The organism is Haloarcula mannanilytica, from assembly GCF_005406125.1.
Lineage (GTDB): Archaea > Halobacteriota > Halobacteria > Halobacteriales > Haloarculaceae > Haloarcula > Haloarcula mannanilytica.
In genome coordinates, this window is record NZ_BIXZ01000006.1 from 66,794 (window position 1) to 86,659 (window position 19,866).

Here is a 19,866-nt window from a genome sequence, read left to right on the forward strand (position 1 = left end):
GGCGACAGGTTCAGCTCGGGACTTCCCCCTCAACAGCGTCGACGTAGCTACTCATCTCCTGGAAGAGGAACTCGTCGCTTTCCCCTTCGAACGCCGAACCGGTCCAGATGTCCAGTTCCTCGTCAAGTATCGCCGACCGCGACTCCGAGACTGTGTCTTTCGCTTCCTGGGGCACTTCTGGTCCCCAGTCGTCCAGACTACAGATGCCGGATTCGAGCCCCTCCCAGTAGGCGTCGGACTCCCAGGTTCCGTCCCTGACGGATTCGACGGTCGGGCCGTAGAACTCCTCCCAGTGCCAGATCGGTGAGGTGAGATAGTTCTCGCCGGCGATATCACCCATCGGGGCGTCGTAGCCGGTGGCCCAGATTCCCGCATCGGAGGCGGCACGGAGCGCGGCGGGGGAGTCCTGGTGCTGTGCCATCACGTCCACGTCCTCGTCCAGTAGGGCGTTGGCCGCTTCGCTCTCGGTCGGCGGGTCGAACCAGGAGTTTGTCCACCTGACTTTCAGCGTTGCGCTGTCGTTGACAGATGCGGCCCCGAGTGCGTAGGCGTTGATGCCACGGATGACCTCCGGAATCGGGAACGCCGCCACGTATCCCAGCGTGTCCGTCTCCGTTACGGTTCCGGCGGCCTGTCCGGCCAGATACCGGGCCTGGTAAATCCGGCCCATGTACCGCCCCATGTTCTCCATTGTCAGGTACCCGGTGTTGTGTTCGAAGTAGGTGTCGGGGTACTGCTCTGCCACGGCCGCCATCGGGTCCTGATACTCGAACGTACAGCCGAAGATGATATCGGCGTCCCCTTGCGCGTACTGTTCGAACACCCGTTCGGAGTCAGCCGGCGCAACAGCCTCGGTGTACTCTGTCTCTAGCCAGTCGTACTGCTCTGCGACCGCCTCCCGACCCTCGTTGTGCGCCCATGACCAGCCGAGATCGCCGACTTCCGAGTTGTACACCCAGGCGGCCGTAACCGAGTCCATCCCGGACCCACCATCACTGCCGGTTGCAGTGCCATCGGTCGCGGTATCAGTGGTTGTGTCGGTTTCGGCGTCGCCGTCACCGCCGTCAGCGCCATTGCCGCCGTCACCGCTACACCCTGCTAATCCAGTAATTCCTGCCGCCCCAAGCGCCGTCAGTAACTGCCGTCTCGACGTACTGTGATTCTTGTCAACCATTAACTAACCGAGTAGCCATTGCAGAAACATTCACTTAAATTGTTCCGTTCACGCAGCTTTCACTATACTTTTGGCCAAATATGTGCCACAAAAGGCTCTCTATTCAACGGTATCTGCCCAGTAATCAAATCATATGTTCATACTACTGGTGACCACGACAGACGGAGTCTCCCATGACGATGACCACTGGCACACAACGACTGTCATTTGGCAAATGTCCGGTATATCCCGTCTGGACGGCGAATATCACTGCCTTTGGAAACAATTATGCCACTACATTGTTGATACCCGGCCAAGACCAGACAGCATGTCCGAACACACCACGCTCAGGATGGAGGGGATCTTGAAGGAGTTCCCTGGGGTCGTCGCCAACGACCACGTCGACCTCTCCGTCGAGCGCGGGGAAATCCACGGCCTCCTAGGCGAAAACGGCGCGGGAAAAAGTACGCTGATGAAGATTCTGTACGGGCTTTACTCACAGGACGCTGGAGATATCTATCTCGATGGCGAGCGACTCGACCTGGAGTCGCCACAGGACGCCATCGCTGCCGGTATCGGGATGGTACACCAGCACTTCATGTTGATACCACGCCTCACAGTCGCCGAGAACGTCGTCCTCGGCGAGCGTGAACCGGCCACTGTGTTCCGCAGGGATGCGGAGGACAGTTGGCTCCCGGCAGCAGTCCGGAACAACAGTCTCGTCCAGTCACTCGCCGGGCAGTTCTCGTTAGGCCTCGATGTCCCAGAACAGCGGATTCAGGATCTTGCGGACGAGTACGGGTTCGACATCGACGTGAGCGCGAAGGTCTGGGAACTCGATGTCGGCCAGCAACAGCGCGTCGAGATACTCAAGGCGCTGTACCGGGATGTCGACCTCCTGATTCTGGACGAACCGACGGCGGTTCTCACGCCGACCGAGGCCGAGCGGCTCTTTGACTCGCTCGAACGGCTGACCGATGAGGGACTCTCGATAATCTTCATCACCCACAAGCTCACCGAGGTCGACGCCATCGTCGACCGGGTGACGGTGCTCCGGGAGGGGCAAAACGTCGGCACTGCGGAGGTGTCGTCGGTCTCCCGGGCGGACCTCGCGGAGATGATGGTCGGCCGCGAAGTGCTGTTCGAGATAGACAGAGAGGCGGTTGACTTGGGTGATCCTGTCTTGCGCGCACGCGAGATCAGGGCATCTGACAACCGGGATATCGAAGCGCTTTCCGGGATCGATCTGACGGTTCGACAGGGTGAAATCGTCGGTATCGCGGGCGTGAGCGGTAACGGTCAGAAGGAACTCGCTGAGGTTATGGCCGGGATTCGGGACGTGACGGGCGGCAAGCTTGAGGTCAACGGCGCGGACATCACGGGCGCAAAACCGAAGACGTTCGTCGAGAACGGCGTCTCGTTCGTTCCCGAAGACCGGCTCCAGTACGGTTGTGCCGAGGACCTCTCGGTGATGCACAACGCCACGATGAAGGACTTCAGGAACGGGCGGTTCGGCGACCGGCCGTTCCTTGACTACGGGGAACTGCGTGACTACGCCGAAACGCTGGTCGAGGAGTTCGATGTCCGCGGCGTCAGCGACGTGACCGAAACCAAAGCGGGCGACCTCTCGGGGGGGAACCTCCAGAAGCTCATCCTGGCGCGGGAGATCTACCGTGACCCGGAACTGCTCATTGCGAACCAACCGACCCGTGGCGTCGATGTCGGCGCAATCGAGTTTATCAGAGAGACGCTGCTCGAACAGCGGAAAGCGGGGACCGGTATCATTCTCATATCGGAGGATTTAGACGAGATATTCGATCTGAGCGACAGAATTCTCGTCGTCTACGAGGGCGAGTTCGTCTACGAGACGACACCGGCCGAGGCCGACCGGGAACGGATCGGTCTGGAGATGACCGGCGGTGGCGGCGACGACGGCGGTGAGACGGTCGCGTCGCCGCCTCAGTCGGGGATCACACAGGGGAGTGAGAGCTGATGAACGTCGCGGTCAACGTCGACGCACGCGAGGACATTCCCGTCTGGCTGGCCTACGGGACGCCCGTATTCACCGTGCTGGCCGCGCTGGCGGTGAGCGCAGTCGCACTGGTCGTCCTCGACGTGAATCCCGTCGCGGCGTACGCCACGATGTTCGTCGAGACGCTGTTTACCGAGTTCGGCCTCACCGAGACACTGACGAAGGCGGTGCCGCTGATTCTCACCGGATTGGCGGTGTACCTCCCACTGAAGGCGGGGCTGTTCAACATCGGTGCCGAAGGGCAACTCGTCGCCGGCGCGCTCGCGGGGACTTGGATCGGACTCAACCTCTCGCTGCCGGGACTCGCACTGGTCCCCTTGATGTTCGTCGCCGCAGCCGTGGCGGGTGGCATCTGGGCTGGCATCCCCGCCTATATGCGTGCGAAGTGGGATGTCAACGAGATTATCACGTCGCTCCTGTTGACGTTCGTCGCGCTCGAAATCCAGAGCTATCTCCTTCGGGGACCGATGCAGGGCGGGACCGGGAACTTCCCGCAGTCCGAGCGGTTCTCCGAGGCCGCGACGATTCCCGAACTGGTCAGTGGCGTTCACGCCGGCCTACTCGTCGCCGTCTGTATGGTCGTGGTGACCTACGTCCTGATGACGAGAACGCGACTCGGGTTCGAAATCACGTTCGTCGGGTCGAACGACGAGGCCGCCCGACAGGCGGGGATGAGCAAGTTCTACGTGTACCTCCTGGTGTTCGTCGTCGGGGGCGCGTTCGCGGCCATGGGGGGCATTAGCGAGATAGCCGGTGCCCAGGGTCGGTACCGTGCCGGGTTCGAACCCGGATACGGATTCACCGCCATCCCGATTGCGCTGCTCGGTCGCAACAGCGCGTTCAAGGTGCTGCTCGCGGGCCTGTTTTTCGCCGTGTTGTTTGTCGGCGGATCGAGCATGGAGGTGGCTTTCGGCGTGCCCGCGGCGCTGGTCGAGATCATCCAGGCGCTTGTCATCCTTTTCCTGATAACTGCGGAGTTCTTCAAGAGCTATCGCGTCGGTATCGATATCGACCGTGGGCCGACGGAGGCCCCAGCCCAGCCACAGGGAGGTGACGACTGATGGTGAGCTTCATCGCCGGCCTGCTCGATGCGACCGTCCAGGCGGCGACAGTGCTCTTGCTCGCCGGGATGGGAGAACTCATCAGCGAGCGGGCGGGCGTTCTCAACCTCGGTGTCGAGGGGATGATGCTCGTCGGCGCACTCGGGGGGTTTATCACGACCGTCCTCACGGGGAGCCACTGGCTCGGGTTCGGCGTCGGCATCCTCCTCGGGATGGTGCTGGCGCTGGTGCATGCGTTCCTCTGTATCACGCTGAAGTCGAACCAGGTCATCAGCGGCGTCATGCTGACGTTGCTGGGGACCGGACTCACGACGTTTTTCGGCTCCGGCTGGGTCGAGGAGTCAATCGACGGCTTCCCGCAGATGACGCTCCCGCTCGTCGGGCAGTACCTCGTGGATATCCCCGTCATCGGCGAGGCTTTCTTCCGGAGCACGGCGACGGACTACCTCGCGCTGGGCCTGCTGCTTGTGGTCTGGTACTTCCTGCACCACTCGAACCTCGGGCTGGAGATGATCGCCGTCGGCGAGGACCCCGAGATGGCGGACACGATGGGCGTGTCCGTGTTCAGGCTGCGGTATCTCGCGGTGCTCATCGGTGGCGGGTTCGCCGGTGCGGCCGGGGCACATCTCTCCCTTGCCTTCTCGCAGCTCTGGGTCCCCGGCATGACTGCGGGGCGGGGCTGGATTGCCGTTGCGCTGGTCATCTTCGCGCAGTGGCGGCCCCGTCGGATGCTGATCGGGGCGTACCTGTTCGGCCTGCTCGATGCGCTTCGCATCCGCTCGCAGTCCATCTCGCTGACGCTGGGTCCCGACGCGCCGCTCGCGGGCGTCGTCAACCCCGTCGTCGAGTTCCTCATGACGCCACAGATCATGGGGACGTACCCGTATCTGGCGACGATCCTCGTGCTGGCCTACGCCGTCATCCGGACCAAGAGCGACCAGCTCGCGGTCCCGTCGGCGCTATTGCAGTCCTACAGCCGCGAGACGGACTAACCGTCGTCCCAAACGGCCGCCAATACCTCCCACAGACCGTGTGTGTGGCCAAATCTATTTATCGGCATTCGCTGAATCCCGCATGTCTCATGAGCGCCAATCAGGTCTTCGAGAGAGGCGACCGTGTCGGTATCTACTTACAGGACAAACACTCGCTGGAAGCGAACGTCGACCTCGTGCAGTACGCGGAGCAGCAGGGTATCGACGAGATCTGGCAGGCCGAATCACGGCTCGCACGCGACGCCGTCTCCCCGCTCGGTGCGTACGCCGCCGTCACCGACGATATCAAACTCGGAACCGGCGTTATCAACAACTGGACGCGCAACGCGGCGCTGATCGCCCAGTCGATGAGCACGCTGGAGGAACTCGCCGGCCCGGACCGCATTATGTGTGGCATCGGAGCCTGGTGGGACCCGCTGGCTGAGAAGGTCGGTATCGACCGCAGCGGCGCGTTGCGGGCGATGCGCGAGTGTGTCGAAGTGACACAGGACCTGCTGGACATGGAGAACGTCACGTACGACGGGGAGTTCGTCCAGATGCGTGACGTGGAACTGGACGTGGTCCACGGTGACGACGGGCCCCGAACCGTCCCGGTGTACGTCGGCGGCACCGGGTTCAAGATGCTGGAACTCACCGGCCACTTCGCCGACGGCGCGCTGCTGAACTACCTCGTCAGTCCCGAGTACAACGAGAAGGCTCTCGACGCACTGGCGACCGGGGCGGAACGCGGCGACCGCTCGCTCGACGACATCGACCGCCCGCAACTGGTCGTCTGCTCGATGGACCACGACGAGGAACAGGCCCTGGACAACGCCCGCGAACTCATCACGCAGTATCTCGGGCAACAGCCCCACATCATGAAAGCCAGCGGCGTCAGTCAGGACCTCATCGACGAGGTCGGCGAGACCATCGGCGGGTGGCCGGCCGACAAGGACGATATCAAAGAGGGGATGCACCTCATTCCGGACGACGTAGTTCACAAGCTCACGGCCAGCGGGACGCCCGAGCAGTGCCGCGAGAAGGTCCGTGAGTACGCGGAAACGGGCTGTCAGTGCCCGATTCTCTATCCGCTGGGCGACGACCGCGAACTGATGATCGACGAGTTCGCTGACGGCTATCTGTAGTCGGGGGTCTCGCGCCGACACGAGAGGCAGCGCCTTTTTTAATCATCGTCGACCGATGGTGCGCCCGCTCCCGCCTCAGTCACCTCGGGTTCCAGGCCGGCGGTATACTCAGTTGGTCCGGTTCCGACACTTCCACCGGGGAACACGACGTTGAGGAGGAGGGCGGCCATCCCCCCAGTGACGAGCGCGGACCCGAACAGCGTCTGGACCTCGGACGGGAAGTTCTGGAGGATTTCCGGACGAAAGGCGACGCCGAGGCCCAGCGCCATCGACATGGCGAGGATAGTCGAGTTTCGGTGGTCGAGTTCGACGTTCTGCGTGATGAGCCGTGCGCCCGAGGAGAATATCATTGCGAATAGGATGAGTGCGCCGCCGCCAAGTACAGCGTCGGGCATCGCCGAGACGACTGCGCCGACCTTCGGGACGAACCCGAGGGCAAGTAGGACGACGCCACCGATACCGGCGACGTACCGGCTAGCGACACCGGTGAAGTTCACGAGGCCGACGTTCTGCGAGAACGACGTGTTTGGGAGCGCGTTGAATACCGCTCCGAAGACGCTCATCACGCCGTCGGCGACGAGGCCGCCGCGGATTTCCTCGCGGGTGGCATCCCGCCCGGTCGCGGACACCGTCCCCGAGATGTCCCCGATAGTCTCCATGCCGGTGATGATATAGAGGAAGGCCACGGTGACGACGGCGCTCGGCTCGAAGGCGAGGCCGTATTTGAGCGGGACCGGTACGGTGATCCAGCCGGCCGACGCGACGGCCGAGAAGTCGACCACGCCCAGCGCGAGCGCGACGAGGTACCCGACGACGATGCCGACGAACACGCTGATGACGCGGAGGAACCCCTTAAAAAACTGGTTCAGACCCACCGTGACGACCAGGACGAGCCCCGCCAGTCCGAGATTGACGAACGAGCCGTACCCCTCCGCTGACGGCCCTGCCGAGGCCCCGGCGGCGTAGTTCATCCCTGTGGGGATGAGCGTTAGCCCGATGAGCATCACGACGATACCGGTGACCAACGGCGGGAAGAACTGGCGAAACCGGTCGAACGAGACACCCATGAGAATCTCGACCGGTGCGGCCAGCAGTGACGCCCCGAAGACAGCGGCAATACCGAACTGGTTCCCAATCCCGATGAGCGGGCCGAGAAACGCGAAGCTAGTTCCCATGACTACCGGGAGCCGCGCCCCGACTGGGCCGACCGGGTACGCCTGGACGATGGTCGCGACACCGGCGACGATGAGTGCCATCTGGACGAGAAACGTCGTCTCCCCTGTGACAGAGCCGACGGCTCCAGCGAGGATCAGCGGGGGCGCGACGTTACCCAGAAACATCGCGAGTACGTGCTGGATGCCGAGAGGAATCGCCTTCCCCAGTGGCGGTTTGTCTTCGATATCGTACAATACGACCGACTGTTGCTCCGCTTCTGGACCGCTCATGAGCCGCTATCCCACCGCTTGTCTTTTCAATCCACCTACTGAAATCCTAATATCAACATATGTGTTTAATTTTGGCGACGGTACACACCAGTTTGTCTCAGTAATTTGCGCTCTTGTGGCTATCAAGATACCTGTTTAGAAACTACAGTCCTCCGGCTCGGAGGTATCTCGAAGTCCGGTCAGAAAGTCGGCACCCGACTTATCAGTCCTCCGAAGGCCTCAGTTTCCCGAAGGCGTCAGTCGTCAGCCGCGGCTTCCTCGGCCGTGCCGTACAGGCCCTCGACTTCCGCGATCTCCGGATCGATCCGGTCGACCCCACCGGTCGCCTTCTCGGCGCTTTTCGTGTCTTTCAGGCCGAAACCTGTGGATACGACGACGACGGTTTCGTCCTGTTCGATGATACCGCGGTCGAGCGCCGTTTGGACGCCGGCGACGGGCGTCGCGCCCGCCGGTTCGGAGTAGATGCCCTCGGTGCTCCCGAGCAGTTTCTCAGCTGCCAGGATCTCCTCGTCGGAGACCAGCACGCTCGTCCCGCCGCTCTGTTCGAGCGCGCGGCAGGCCTTGACCGTGTTGCGCGGGCGGCCGACGGCGATGGAGTCGGCCAGTGTTTCGGCGATATCGTCGATGCTCTCGTGGTCGTGAAAGGCGTCGTGTATCGCAGACGCACCTTCGGCCTGGACACCGAGCATCTTGGGGTGGTCGTCGACGTAGCCCATCTCGTAGAACTCCTTGAACCCCTTCCAGGCCCCGGCGATCGTACAGCCGTCGCCCATCGAGAACACGACCCAGTCCGGGACGTGCCCGCGGGCGAGAGACTGGTCGGCGAGTTCGTGGCCGACAGTCCGCTTGCCCTCGACCTGGAACGGATTGATGGCCGCGTTGCGGTTGTACCAGCCGTACTTCTCTGTCACCTCGACGCTGAGGTCGTAGGCTTCGTCGTAGCTGCCGTTGACAGCCAGCACGTCCGCACCGTAGACGAGCGGCTGGGCGAGCTTGCCCGTCGGAGCGTCACCGGGGACGAAGATACGACAGTCCATCCCACCGCGGGCGGCATACCCCGACAGCGACGCGGCAGCGTTGCCCGTCGAGGCGCAGGTGATGATGTCGCGGCCGGCGTGTCTGGCTTTCGTGACCGCGATGGCGCTGGCGCGGTCCTTGAAACAGCCCGTCGGGTTCCGCCCGTCGTCTTTGACGAGCGTCTCGACGCCCAAGGCATCGCTGAGGTTCGGCGCGTCGAAGAGGTCCGTCCCGCCCTCGTTGAGCGTCACGATGTCGGCGTCCGCTGCGACCGGCAGGAACGCCTCGTACTTCCACTGGCTCGCTATTGGCCCACCGAGGTCGCCGTCGAACGCGTCGTCGATAGCGTCGTAGTCGTATGTCACTTCGAGAATCCCCTTCACACCCTCGTGTTCGGGGCAGGTGTAGATGACCTGGTTTGGGTCGTACTCCGCCCCACAGAGTGTACACTCGAGGGTTGTGACTTGCGTCATGCCCATACTATCTCCTGAATACAACCGGATATAAAACCGTACTGTGGGTTCGGTCCGCTTGTGGTGGCGTTGATTCGGTGGCGTCGCCGCCACACTCCACACACTGCTCGCACACGCGACACATCGGCCTGTGGCGTCGCTAGCCCCGCGACTGGTCCCTACAGCGGCCGGTCCAGGAACTGTCCGCGACCGGCCCTCGACAGCACTTCGTGGTCCTCCGCAACGATTTCACCCCCGGCAATGACCGTGTCTACACGCGCGCTCCAGCGCTGTCCCTCGTACGGCGTCCAGCCACCGACGAACGTGTGGTCGGCGGCGGACACCTCGTACTCGCCCGCTCGGATGAGCATCACGTCCGCGTCCGTTCCGACCCGCAGTGACCCCTTCCGCGGGTACATACCGGCCTTCCGGGCAGGGGCCGCACAGACGAGTTCGTGGAGGCGTGGCCACGAAATCCGGCCCTCGTGGACCCCCTCGCTGGCGAGGAACTCGACCATCGTTTCGACACCCGGGAGGCCGGCGTAGGGCTCCCAGATATCTTCCCAGCCGGCTTTTCGGGTCTCACGGTACGTCGGGAAGTGGTCCGTGCCGATGAGGTCGATTGTCCCGTCTCGAACCGCCTCCCAGAGTCGCCCCCGCTCGGCGTCGGATTTGAGGCTGGGGTTGACTTTCAGGAATGGCCCCTTTTCAGCAACGTCGGCCTTCGAGAAGGCGAGATACTGCGGGCAGGTTTCGAGCGTGACGGGAACGTTCGCTCGTGATTTGAAACGGCCGCCCTCGCGTGCACCGCTCCCGCTTGAGATGTGGACAACGTGCAGCGGACAGTCGGCGTACTCCGCGAAATAGCCCGCCCGGGAAATCGCGTCCAACTCAGCTTCGAGCGGGCGCGAGTCCATGTACGCGTTGGGTTCGTCGCCGTCGATAGTCGACCGGGCGTCGTCGAGAAGTCCCTGCGTCTCGCAGTGAACGCGAACCGTTCCCCCGGCATCGCCCGCGCGTCGCATGAGCCGTGCGATGGACGCATCGCTCGCTAGGTACGGATCGGCGGTGAACGTCTTGAAATCCGGCGTCCCGGCGTCTATGATGCCGGTCACGTCGATACTGGGATCCTGAATGTTACCCGCGACAAGGCCAAAATCGACGTGTGCGAGTGCCGAACACGTCTTCGCTTTCTTCCGCACTGCCTCGGGGGTTGTGACCGGCGTTTGCGTCGGTAACTCGATGACCGTCGTCACCCCACCAGCGACCGCACTTGCGGTCTGGGACGCGAAGTCTATGCCGTCCGGAAACAGGTCGTCGTCATGCATGTGCGTGTGTACGTCGATAGCGCCCGGGAGCGCGACCATGCCGTCGGCGTCGATGACGGTCTCCGGGTCAGTGGGGGTCGGGACCGACGATGCCGAACCAGCGGCATCTATCGTCCCGTCGGAAATCACAATCTCACCTTGCTGGACGCTCCCCGCTCTCACCACCCGTGCGTTTGTGATGTGAATATCTGTCATGCCAGTACGGCCAGGGCGAACGACGAAAACAGTTGGTGTGTGACACGCCACATCTCCCAACAAACTGCTTGTGAACGGATGGCTGATACGGCTGTTCTGGGGCGGAGACAGCTTTTAGTCGGCTGCCAGTATCCCCCAATCTGTGATACTGAACGCAGGGACGCTCATCACGATGGACGATGCGCGTACGGTCCGGTCGGAGGCACACGTCGTTGTCGAAGACGGTGAAATCGTCGCCATCGAGGACGGGTACGCGTCGGGCGCAGATGTGGTCGATGCCACTGACGAAGTCGTTATCCCCGGGTTAGTGAACTGCCATACCCACATGTACGCGCTCCCGATTCGCGGCGCGCCGTTGGACACCTCTCCCGAGAGCTTCTATGAAGCACTCGTCGACATCTGGTGGAACGTGGATGAAGCGTTTACCGAGCGTAACGCTCGGCTGTCTGCGCTGGGGTCCTGTGCCGAGATGCTGCAAAGCGGCGTCACCACGTTCTGTGACAACTATTCGGGACCGAACACGCTGCCTGGCGGTCTCGACGCCGTTGCCGAGGGCGTCGCACAGACCCCGATCCGCGGGATGATCTCTTTCGAGACGACAGCCAGACACTCCGAGGCCCAGGCCAGAGACGGCATCGCGGAAAATCAGCGCTTCATCGACGAAGCAGAGGGCAGGTACGACACAGTCTCCGGCCACTACTGTCTCCACACGCTGTTTACCAACACCGAAGATATCGTCGGGGAGTGTGTCGACCGGGCCACCGACGACGACCGACCGATACAGATCCATCTCGAAGAAGGGCTGGTCGACGTTCACGAATCCATCGCCGACTACGGGAAACGTCCGGTGCCAGCGCTCGAAGACATGGGCTTTTTCGACGCCGAGGTCATCGCCGCTCACTGCGTCCACTCGACCGAGTCCGAAATCGAAATCCTGGCCGACAACGATGTCCGTGTCGCCCACAACCCCTATTCCAACATCAACAACGCCGTCGGAATCGCCGATGTGGAGACCATGCAGGCCCACGAGATGACAATCGGTCTCGGCGATGACGGCTGGGATCCCGACATGTTCGAGACGATGCGCTCAGCCGCTGGGATCCACAAACTCAAACAACGCAACCCCAGTGGCTTCGATATGGCGACGGCCCTCGAATGGGCGACCATCGGTAGCGCGGCGGTGCTGGGGATGGACGATGCTGTCGGCAGTATCGAAGTCGGCAAACGCGGTGATTTCGTTACGTTGGATCTGGGACCCAATCCGGTGCTGTCCGGAAGCGCCCCGTATTACGTCGTCAGTGCCGCAAGCGGTGCGAACGTTACTCGGACAATAATCGACGGCGAGGCTGTGTATGACCAGCAGTCGGGCGTTGCCGGGGTTACCGACACAGATATGGCCGCTGTCGGCGATGCGAGCGCCGAACTCTGGGACCGGTTGTAGGGCAGTGGGTGGACCGGGACCGTTCTCTTTCGGGCGTCAAAAAGGGCTTTCAAAATAAACACCCTAAGTGTGTAAATCTTTTACAACAGCTGTCTTGGCGGGGTCGCCATTCACTTTGAATTTTATAACACCCTAAGTCTGTAAAATATTGGTCAATATTCTGAATTTACTGTCAGTGTGTACATTCTGTGTACACAGTATTCCGGCCGTAGCGAGGTTACTAACGGGAATTACTCGCTATCGTGTGGCTTCGCAAAAATTTCCTATTCCAGTATGTAATAGTGGGTCTGTGTGCGTGAGTGACATATGGTAGTTAGTGACGCCTTTGAGACGTTCACGCAGGTACTCCAATGTGTTGAGTCAACCGAAACGGAGGTCAAGACGGTTTCAGTTCGAGGACAGACGACCGCAGAAAACGAGGAAATCAGCGCGGATCTGACGCTCGCCACGCCAGTGTTTGGCGGGGCGTCGCTGCACGATGACGTGTCCGTCGATGCTGAGGAGTTCGAGCTGACAAACGAGCGTATCGAGATTGACGTGACGGTCACTGTCCCAGTCGGAACTGACATCCCCACGCCGTCGACGGAGCAGGGAGACGCTTCAGACGAACTCGTAGAAACCCTCTCTGAGGCTGATTCCGTGCCGGCGTATAAGGACCCCAAGGCACTCCAGGCTGCCTACGACGCATGTGACACGTTCCCCGAGATGACCGAAGCGCTCGACGCTGACGTGACCTCCGAAACTGTGCGCCGATACATGGTGGAGTACGACATTCATGACCCGACCGAGACGACGCCACAGGCGGGTGGACTCAGCCTTGCTGATGTGTCGACCGATTCCGAGACCGACACTGACGCGTCCGCATCGACTGACTCGGACCCGCCTGACGACCCGGCCGACGAGAACGGAGAGCCCGAGGAGTCGGACGGACTGGGGGCTCAGTCCGTCGCAGCCCTCCTCGCCGAATCGGATTCCCAGGACAGCGAGGATAATCTGGTCGCAGACGGTCTGGGCGTCTCACAGGAACTGACCGTCTCCGAACTCGCGCGGACAGTTAACCGATCGAACTCTCTCCATGAAGTGACTCAGCGGCTGGACCTGAGCCAGAGTCACGCCCGACGATTGCTGTCCGAACTGGACCTCCTCGACCTCGTAACTCATCGGCTGGCCGCCGATCAGATACGCGTCTCGAATACAGAAATCAAGCGCCGCATCACCGCTGCGAACCATTAATTCGATCTCGTGCAACAGGGCACGGACTGCGGGCGATACCTTAATGATAAATAGAAAACATTAATGGGGCGTGGTTTAAACGTATGACAAATGGGAACTATTCGTGTACGAGAATGGACGAAAGAACGGATAGAGCAGATACGGGACGCGGAGTCCCATTCCTCGCATGACTCCGTTATCAAGTCACTACTGAAAGACCGAAAGCTGGCCGAATACGCCGACGATGTCGTCGGGGACGCCCCTGAGACGATCACTGACTCTCGTGCGAACAGCGCCGACACGGCATTCGATGACCTGACCGTGCTTGGCGAACTGTCTGCTGTGGACAGCGGGGTGTTGTTTCTCTGGTGTCCCAACTGTGGAACCGAACTGGCACACCTGACTGTCGATACCCCACTCGGACTCTCGGTGTTCGAAACCGAATGCCAACGGTGTCTCACGCATCTCGACCGTCATGCTATCGTGGCTATCGAAATCGGGTATCCGCTCGAGCAGAAGCTGGTCGATGACTCTCTCCAGGACGACCTCAGGGATTGTGTCGTCGACTACTGGGATCGGACACTCGACACGGCTACTCTCGGAGCGGCTGACGACGATCTAAACCCGGCACGTATCGTCTGGCAGTTTGACCAGTACCGTCGGGAGTTCGCGTGGGAGTGGCCTGTAGATGTTCCTGTCGTCGGCTGTACCGCGGGAGCAACCTATCGTAACACTGCCACCGACGAGTACCTCGAAATTATCGAACCAGTCTCGGAGCACCGAAACGCGATGGATTCGTTCAAGATTCGGCGGTACTCCGGCGACCCCGAAACTGGGACAAGTGAAACGGACATTCTCGACCGCACTGCTATCACCGAACACATTGTTAATCGGCGACTTCTGATCGAGGCCCGTCCCGATTCGCCCTCACTCACCGAGTCCGAAGAACCGACACCGTGACTATCTCGGAGACTACCACAGCTTTCTCTGATTTCTGCTTCGCAATTCATACCGATCTATTGAAAGATATACACTCTCAGAATAGGCCAGAATACAGTTAGATGGACAATAAAGAACTCAGATATATTTATATATTCTGCATCGGATGCTATAAGACAAATATAGGGAGAATCCATGCGGGAATTGCCATAGTATGGGTGTAGAATTCGTATATTCGTTTGTCTCGACTGTCGGACGGGAACACCGAAGGCAGACAACGCTTTCTGAATCCAGACTCGTCGCATTCGGGTCGCGGCTCGTCTGACCCGGCCGTGACCGCGATTTCGGGCGGCTGAACAACAAGCGGCGCTGTTGACCGCTCGCCCGCCAGTACTCACTCGACGAGGGACAACTTGCCGTCCGGCCCGACTTCACCGACTTCACCGGTGTGGTACCAGTCGTCTCGGAGTGTTTGTGAGCCAGTCTGGTCGTCATCGAGGAACCCACCGAGGACGGTCGGGCCACGGACCAGTAGCTCCCTGTTCTGGGAGACAGCGATTGCAACGCCCGGCATCGGCTCGCCGATTGCCCCCTCGACATAGGAGTCCGCCGGATTCAACGCGCCGACGCCGGTTGTTCCGACGGAGCCGTATAGCTCGGCTATCGGCACGCCCAATCCGCGGAAGAAGTACAGCAGATGGTCGTCGAGACGGCCCGTCCCTGAGAGGGCGTAGGTGAGATTCGACAGTCCGACCTCTCGCCGCAGCGGCTTGTACACGAGTCGGTCCGCGGCGCTGTATTTGAGCGGGGTCCCCCGTCCGTTGACGATTCCCTGTCCGTAGGAGGCAACCCGACCGCCGACCTTCCGTTTCATCCAGCCCATATCGCCGAGACGGTCCTGTATCGTGCCGTAGAGTTGCTGATACATCTTCGGGACGCCGACGAGCACGTCGGGTTCGATGGCTGCCAGTTGGTCGACGAACTCCTCGGCTCCGAGGTAGGCGACGGCACTTCCGGTCGCCCAGAGATAGTACGTCGAGACGCGCTGATAGATGTGTGCCAGTGGGAGCGAACAGGTCCCGGTCGCCCCGGGTCCGACGGGAAGCGCCTTGCGGAGGCTCTCTGCTGCCGCCAGGAGGTTTCGGTGTGTCAACGCGCAGCCGGCCTGCTCTGCGGGGGCGGCCACGTCGAACGCGACCGTCGCGACCTCGTTACCGTCCGCCTGGAGTCCGGGGAGCACTCGCGCCTCAGCGGTCGGTAAGGCATCGAAATCGAGCACGGTTTCGACGGTCATCGCCAGGCCCTCGGCCACGTCTCCCGCTGCCACGAGTCCGGTTGCGCCGGTCCGTTCGATTACCTGTGCCGCCCGGTCGTCGCTCGCAGACGGGTAGAGTGCGACCGGGACCAGCCCGGCGAAGTGACAGGCCAGATCGAGCACGGACCACTCGTACTGGGACTGCGCTCTGATTGCCACTCGATCTCCGGGGCGCAGTTCCGTTGAGAGGAGGCCACCCGCGACCGCCTTCGCCCGCTCCGCCATCTCTTTGAAACTCCGCTCGACGAAGCCGTCCTCACCCTGGACCAGCGCCGCGGTCCGGTCCCCGTGGTCTGACGCGATGTCTTCGAACCAGGATGCTACTGACCCCTCCGGGACTGACAGCGAGCCGCCGTCGTAGATATCGCTGTCGAGGCGCACGCCGGCGTCCGCGCTCTGGCGGTCAACTGGAACGGGGTCTTCCGATGCCGTTCGGTCCTGATACAGTTGCCCGGGTTCGTACTCGTAGTCGTCGCTGACCTCCGTCTGGAAGTAGTCGGCGTAGTTCTGGTCCTCGTCGCCAGCGGCGATATGCGCATCGAGCCAGTCCCGGGCGACTGTCAGGACCTCCATCGTGACGTACTCCCCGTTCTCGTGTTTCTCGCGGAGTTCTCGCACCTTCCCGGCGAACTCCTCGTGCATTTCGCGGTGATTGTAGAAACAGTCGCTGCAGTCCATAGCGTAGCCGCAGTTCTGCATGAACTCCTCCTCGTCACCGAAGTGATACTCGGTGTAGCGTTCGAGTTCGCGGAGGATATCGCCGACCTCTTCCTCGGAATGGCCCTCGTTCATCGCCGTGTGCAGGTCGTTCAGGAGTCCGAACAGGCGCTTGTGCTGCTCATCGAACCGGTCGATATTGGTGCTGTACCGCTCCTCGTCCCATTCGGCGAACTCCCCCGACGAATTCGTTCCCATACCTGGTCTGGTCACCCGTATTTGAAAAGCGACTCTCATGTTCTCACCGAATGAAAATGCGGTTTACTTTCCAAGTAGTTTCCAGTATTACGACAGCCGGGATGCGAGAATTAAGTGACGAGGCGGTTGTCGAGATCCTCACCGAGAACGGAATCGGCGTCCTGGCACTGTCCAGTCCGACGGGGAACCCGTATCCGATCCCGGTCGCGTTCGGGTACGATCCGGCGTCGGACAGCCTCGCGTTTCACCTGTCAGAGAGCGACGGGAGTCGAAAACACCGGGCTCTGAGAGCGGACGCCAACGTCGGGTTCACCGTTTACGAAGAGACCGAGCCGCGATCTGTGTGGCGAAGCGTGATCGTTACTGGGACGTTGGTCGAGACGACTTACAGCGATGTTGAGCCGGCCCTCGCCTCGCTGGCTAGCAACACACAGTTCGCCCCCAACCCAGTCAGTTGGGACGACACATCGACGACGACACCCTACGAACTCCGAATCGATGACTGGAGCGGACGAGAGTTCCGAGTTGGATGACGCCTGGCAGCGACTTGGGGCACCCTATCGGCCGCTGAAGCAGCCCTCAGTACAGTATTCGCTGCCGGCGGCCCTCGTTCGGACAGTCGAAGTCACTGGAGACGCTCACATAGCAGTACGCGAGGGGCGAAAAGACGAGACTGAACTGGAAACGCGAGCCGACCGACTGCTCCATGACGAATCTTAGGCTCCATTGGTGGAAGGTCCATCGGCCGTTGGATGGCGGGAGCGCGCACATTTGCGGAATCGTGGTCGACAGCTTCGAAACTGACACCTCTTCCTGCCGAGACGCACTTCGTGGTACATTTATTCTACAACGATGTACGGCGGGTATGGACCCGGACGACGTTCGAGACGACTGGGCCTCCCGTTCCGGGAAGTTCTCGCCATCGTACTACGCCGAGATCGGGCCGAACGAGGTGAGCGAGACGCTGGTCAACGTGCTCGACCACTACGTCCACGACGACGCCCGAATCATCGAACTGGGGTGTGGTTCCGGCCGCCATCTCGCACATTTACAGAACCACGGCTACGGGAACCTCACCGGTATCGACATCAACGACGACGCCTTCGAGGTGATGGCCGACCACTACCCGCGGCTCTCGGATTCGGGAACCTTCCACGCCGGTGCCCTGGAGGACATCGTAACTGAATTCCAGGACGACGCGTTCGATGTCGTCTACTCGGTCGAGACACTCCAGCATATCCACCCGGACGACGAGTGGGTGTTCGAGGAGATCGCCCGTATCGCCGGCGACCTGCTCGTCATCGCAGAAAACGAGGGCAACAGCCCCGAGCGCGGACGGGCTGATACGGAAGTGAGCTACGTCGACGACGACTTTCCGCTGTATCACCGCAACTGGAAGCAGGTGTTCTCCGAACTCGGGTTCGCACAGCTTATCCGGGAACCCACGTCTCGGGACACCATACGCGTGTTCCGTTCGCCGTAGCCGCTCAGTTCGCTGCTGTCTCACGCCGCTCCCGTCGCTGTGTAGCCGCCATCTCTCTCATAATCGATACCCGTGCAGCAACTATTTGTGTCGTGGTATCATGGGTCAAGTTGGATCGCTATGCAACTGTGCCAAAACTGTCAGGCGGCTATCGACGAGTACCTCTTGGACAAACAACTCGAACCCCTGCGGGAGCTCACAGTCGACGATTTCAACCTCTGTGCCGACTGTGTCACTGTCGTTGCGGACGCCTGCGTGAAGTGTGACGGCGCGGTGTACGTTCCACGCTCGAAATCTGCTGTCCCTGACTGCTGTCCGGCATGTCGGTCCGAGCACATAGACGAAACCGGGACCGACCCCGGCTGGCATCTCGACGCGATGTCGACCTGATCTGGGTCATCCGCTCGGTGACCCTTGAGATTCGATCGCATGCATCACCGCGAGTGACGGCCCGAATTTTACCGTTGAAGCTACATATCTGGTGAGTAAATGGACTCCTGTTCGGAGAGCGCCAGTGAAACGGCACGTCTCGGGATAACTGTCTTCGATAGCGTTGGGACTACACACTGATTCGGTCAATTTCTAAACATCGAGAACCGTGAAAGAAGCCGTGTGTGTGCGTCACAGTGGCGATAGAAGCTTCATACTCCTCCAGCACGTACCATTGTTCTCTACTGGAATGACACGCTCGACACGACATATTGGCTTGCTGTTTGCTGCGCTCGCACTCATCTGGGGACTCTCTTTTGTGGCGATCAAGACTGGTCTCGAAAGCGTTCCGCCCGTGTTGCTGGCGGCGGTCCGACACGACATCGCAGCGGTGGTCCTGCTGGGCTACGCCCTCTGGCAGGGCCGGGCGCTGCGCCCACAGACCCGCGATGACTGGTCGCTGATTTTCATTGGCGGCACTGTTCTCATCGGCGCACACTTCGCGCTGCTGTTTCTCGGCCAGCAGTACGTCCCGAGTTCCTTCGGCGCAATCTTGCTCAGTCTCACACCGGTGGTGACGCCGGCGTTTGCATCGACGCTGTTGCCGCGTTACACGGTCCGCCCCCACGAACTCATCGGCACCGTCTGTGGGTTCATCGGCGTGGTTATCATCGCAAACCCCACACCGGGAGCGATCGGCGGCCGACTGCTCGGTGTTGTCCTGCTCATCAGTTCGGCGGTGGCCTTTGCCGTCGGCGCAGTCCTGACCGAACGTTACACCAGTTCGCTTTCGCTCGTGAGCATCCAGACCTGGATGACGCTGCTCGGTGCCGCCATCCTGCACCTCATCAGCGCAGGGCTGCCATCGGAGCGACTCGGAACTGTCTCGGTCGGTCTCGAACAGATCGCAGCAATCGCCTACCTTGGCATCGTCGCCAGCGCCATCGGGTTCCTGCTGTACTTCCGACTGGTCAGCACTGTCGGGGCGGCCGAAACCAGTTTAGTTTCGTACGTCGTTCCGGCGGTGACAGCTCTCAGCGGCTGGCTCCTGCTCGGTGAGACACTCAGTTCGGTCACTGTCGCCGGTTTTGCAGTCATCGTGGTCGGCTTTGCGTGGGTGAAAGCCGACGTGCTCCGGTCGCTCCGCCGCCGGCACACCGGCTCTCCGTCGCACCGACCCTGTGGGCCACAGGACGATTGTGTCGTCGTCAGCGGGAACACGTACTGGACCCACGACTGAGGTCCTTGACGACAGTACTGGGTATTTCTCTGCTAAACGGACTCGTGGCTCAGTATATCATGAACGTTTGCGAGCATCTGTTTTGGGCCGCCT

16 protein-coding genes are annotated in these 19,866 nt (G+C 61.2%); 11 read left to right on the forward strand and 5 right to left on the reverse strand.

Translation table 11 applies throughout. The features are described 5' to 3' along the window. Positions 1-10: 10 nt before the first annotated feature. On the reverse strand, positions 11-1,174 hold the full coding sequence (locus Harman_RS15275) for a BMP family ABC transporter substrate-binding protein (RefSeq protein WP_137684646.1): 1,164 nt from the start codon (positions 1,172-1,174) through the stop codon (positions 11-13). Positions 1,175-1,481: 307 nt separating this feature from the next. On the opposite strand from Harman_RS15275, the gene Harman_RS15280 reads away from it, so the two are divergent. The 4 genes from Harman_RS15280 (at position 1,482) to Harman_RS15295 (ending at position 6,362) form a co-directional block, all read left to right on the forward strand. Next, positions 1,482-3,146 (forward strand): ABC transporter ATP-binding protein, encoded by a 1,665-nt coding sequence (locus tag Harman_RS15280; protein WP_137684647.1) that lies wholly within the window; start codon positions 1,482-1,484, stop codon positions 3,144-3,146. Continuing rightward, complete coding sequence (locus Harman_RS15285) at positions 3,146-4,246, forward strand: ABC transporter permease (protein WP_137684648.1); 1,101 nt, start codon at positions 3,146-3,148, stop codon at positions 4,244-4,246. Before Harman_RS15280 ends, Harman_RS15285 begins: the two co-directional genes overlap by 1 nt. After that, the gene (locus Harman_RS15290; protein WP_137684649.1) at positions 4,246-5,238 is read left to right on the forward strand and encodes an ABC transporter permease; all 993 of its coding nucleotides are present in this window, start codon (positions 4,246-4,248) and stop codon (positions 5,236-5,238) included. Before Harman_RS15285 ends, Harman_RS15290 begins: the two co-directional genes overlap by 1 nt. 89 nt (positions 5,239-5,327) lie before the next feature. Next, positions 5,328-6,362, forward strand: coding sequence for an LLM class flavin-dependent oxidoreductase (locus tag Harman_RS15295; protein WP_137684650.1), 1,035 nt, complete (start codon positions 5,328-5,330; stop codon positions 6,360-6,362). A 38-nt stretch (positions 6,363-6,400) separates the two neighbouring features. Here Harman_RS15295 and Harman_RS15300 read toward each other — a convergent pair whose 3' ends face one another. The 3 genes from Harman_RS15300 to Harman_RS15310 all read right to left on the reverse strand — a co-directional run bounded on the left by Harman_RS15300 (position 6,401) and on the right by Harman_RS15310 (position 10,799). Further along, the gene (locus tag Harman_RS15300) at positions 6,401-7,807 is read right to left on the reverse strand and encodes a uracil-xanthine permease family protein (protein ID WP_137684651.1); all 1,407 of its coding nucleotides are present in this window, start codon (positions 7,805-7,807) and stop codon (positions 6,401-6,403) included. Positions 7,808-8,043: 236 nt separating this feature from the next. Then, positions 8,044-9,303, reverse strand: a complete 1,260-nt coding sequence (gene thrC / locus Harman_RS15305; RefSeq protein WP_137684652.1) for a threonine synthase — start codon at positions 9,301-9,303, stop codon at positions 8,044-8,046. Positions 9,304-9,455: 152 nt separating this feature from the next. Beyond that, complete coding sequence (locus Harman_RS15310; protein ID WP_137684653.1) at positions 9,456-10,799, reverse strand: dihydroorotase; 1,344 nt, start codon at positions 10,797-10,799, stop codon at positions 9,456-9,458. 142 nt (positions 10,800-10,941) lie between these two features. On the opposite strand from Harman_RS15310, the gene Harman_RS15315 reads away from it, so the two are divergent. From Harman_RS15315 to Harman_RS15325, 3 genes are all read left to right on the forward strand, one after another. Beyond that, positions 10,942-12,240: an amidohydrolase family protein gene (locus Harman_RS15315; protein WP_137684654.1), complete on the forward strand. Its 1,299-nt coding sequence runs from the start codon at positions 10,942-10,944 to the stop codon at positions 12,238-12,240. Between the two features lie 306 nt (positions 12,241-12,546). Beyond that, positions 12,547-13,473, forward strand: a complete 927-nt coding sequence (locus tag Harman_RS15320) for a hypothetical protein (protein ID WP_137684655.1) — start codon at positions 12,547-12,549, stop codon at positions 13,471-13,473. 90 nt (positions 13,474-13,563) lie between these two features. Next, on the forward strand, positions 13,564-14,412 hold the full coding sequence (locus tag Harman_RS15325; RefSeq protein WP_137684656.1) for a hypothetical protein: 849 nt from the start codon (positions 13,564-13,566) through the stop codon (positions 14,410-14,412). Between the two features lie 373 nt (positions 14,413-14,785). Here Harman_RS15325 and Harman_RS15330 read toward each other — a convergent pair whose 3' ends face one another. Continuing rightward, positions 14,786-16,621, reverse strand: a complete 1,836-nt coding sequence (locus Harman_RS15330; protein ID WP_137684657.1) for a bacteriohemerythrin — start codon at positions 16,619-16,621, stop codon at positions 14,786-14,788. A gap of 101 nt (positions 16,622-16,722) precedes the next feature. Between Harman_RS15330 and Harman_RS15335 the strand changes: the two genes are divergently transcribed. The 4 genes from Harman_RS15335 to Harman_RS15350 all read left to right on the forward strand — a co-directional run bounded on the left by Harman_RS15335 (position 16,723) and on the right by Harman_RS15350 (position 19,773). Next, entirely contained in the window at positions 16,723-17,154 is a 432-nt protein-coding gene (locus Harman_RS15335) for a pyridoxamine 5'-phosphate oxidase family protein (RefSeq protein WP_137684658.1), read from the forward strand. Positions 17,155-17,486: 332 nt separating this feature from the next. Then, the gene (locus Harman_RS15340) at positions 17,487-18,104 is read left to right on the forward strand and encodes a class I SAM-dependent methyltransferase (RefSeq protein ID WP_137684659.1); all 618 of its coding nucleotides are present in this window, start codon (positions 17,487-17,489) and stop codon (positions 18,102-18,104) included. Positions 18,105-18,224: 120 nt separating this feature from the next. Then, a complete protein-coding gene (locus Harman_RS15345; protein ID WP_137684660.1) occupies positions 18,225-18,494 on the forward strand; it encodes a DUF7571 family protein in 270 nt (89 codons plus the stop codon). Positions 18,495-18,783: 289 nt separating this feature from the next. Further along, complete coding sequence (locus Harman_RS15350) at positions 18,784-19,773, forward strand: DMT family transporter (RefSeq protein WP_137684661.1); 990 nt, start codon at positions 18,784-18,786, stop codon at positions 19,771-19,773. Positions 19,774-19,866 lie beyond the last annotated feature (93 nt).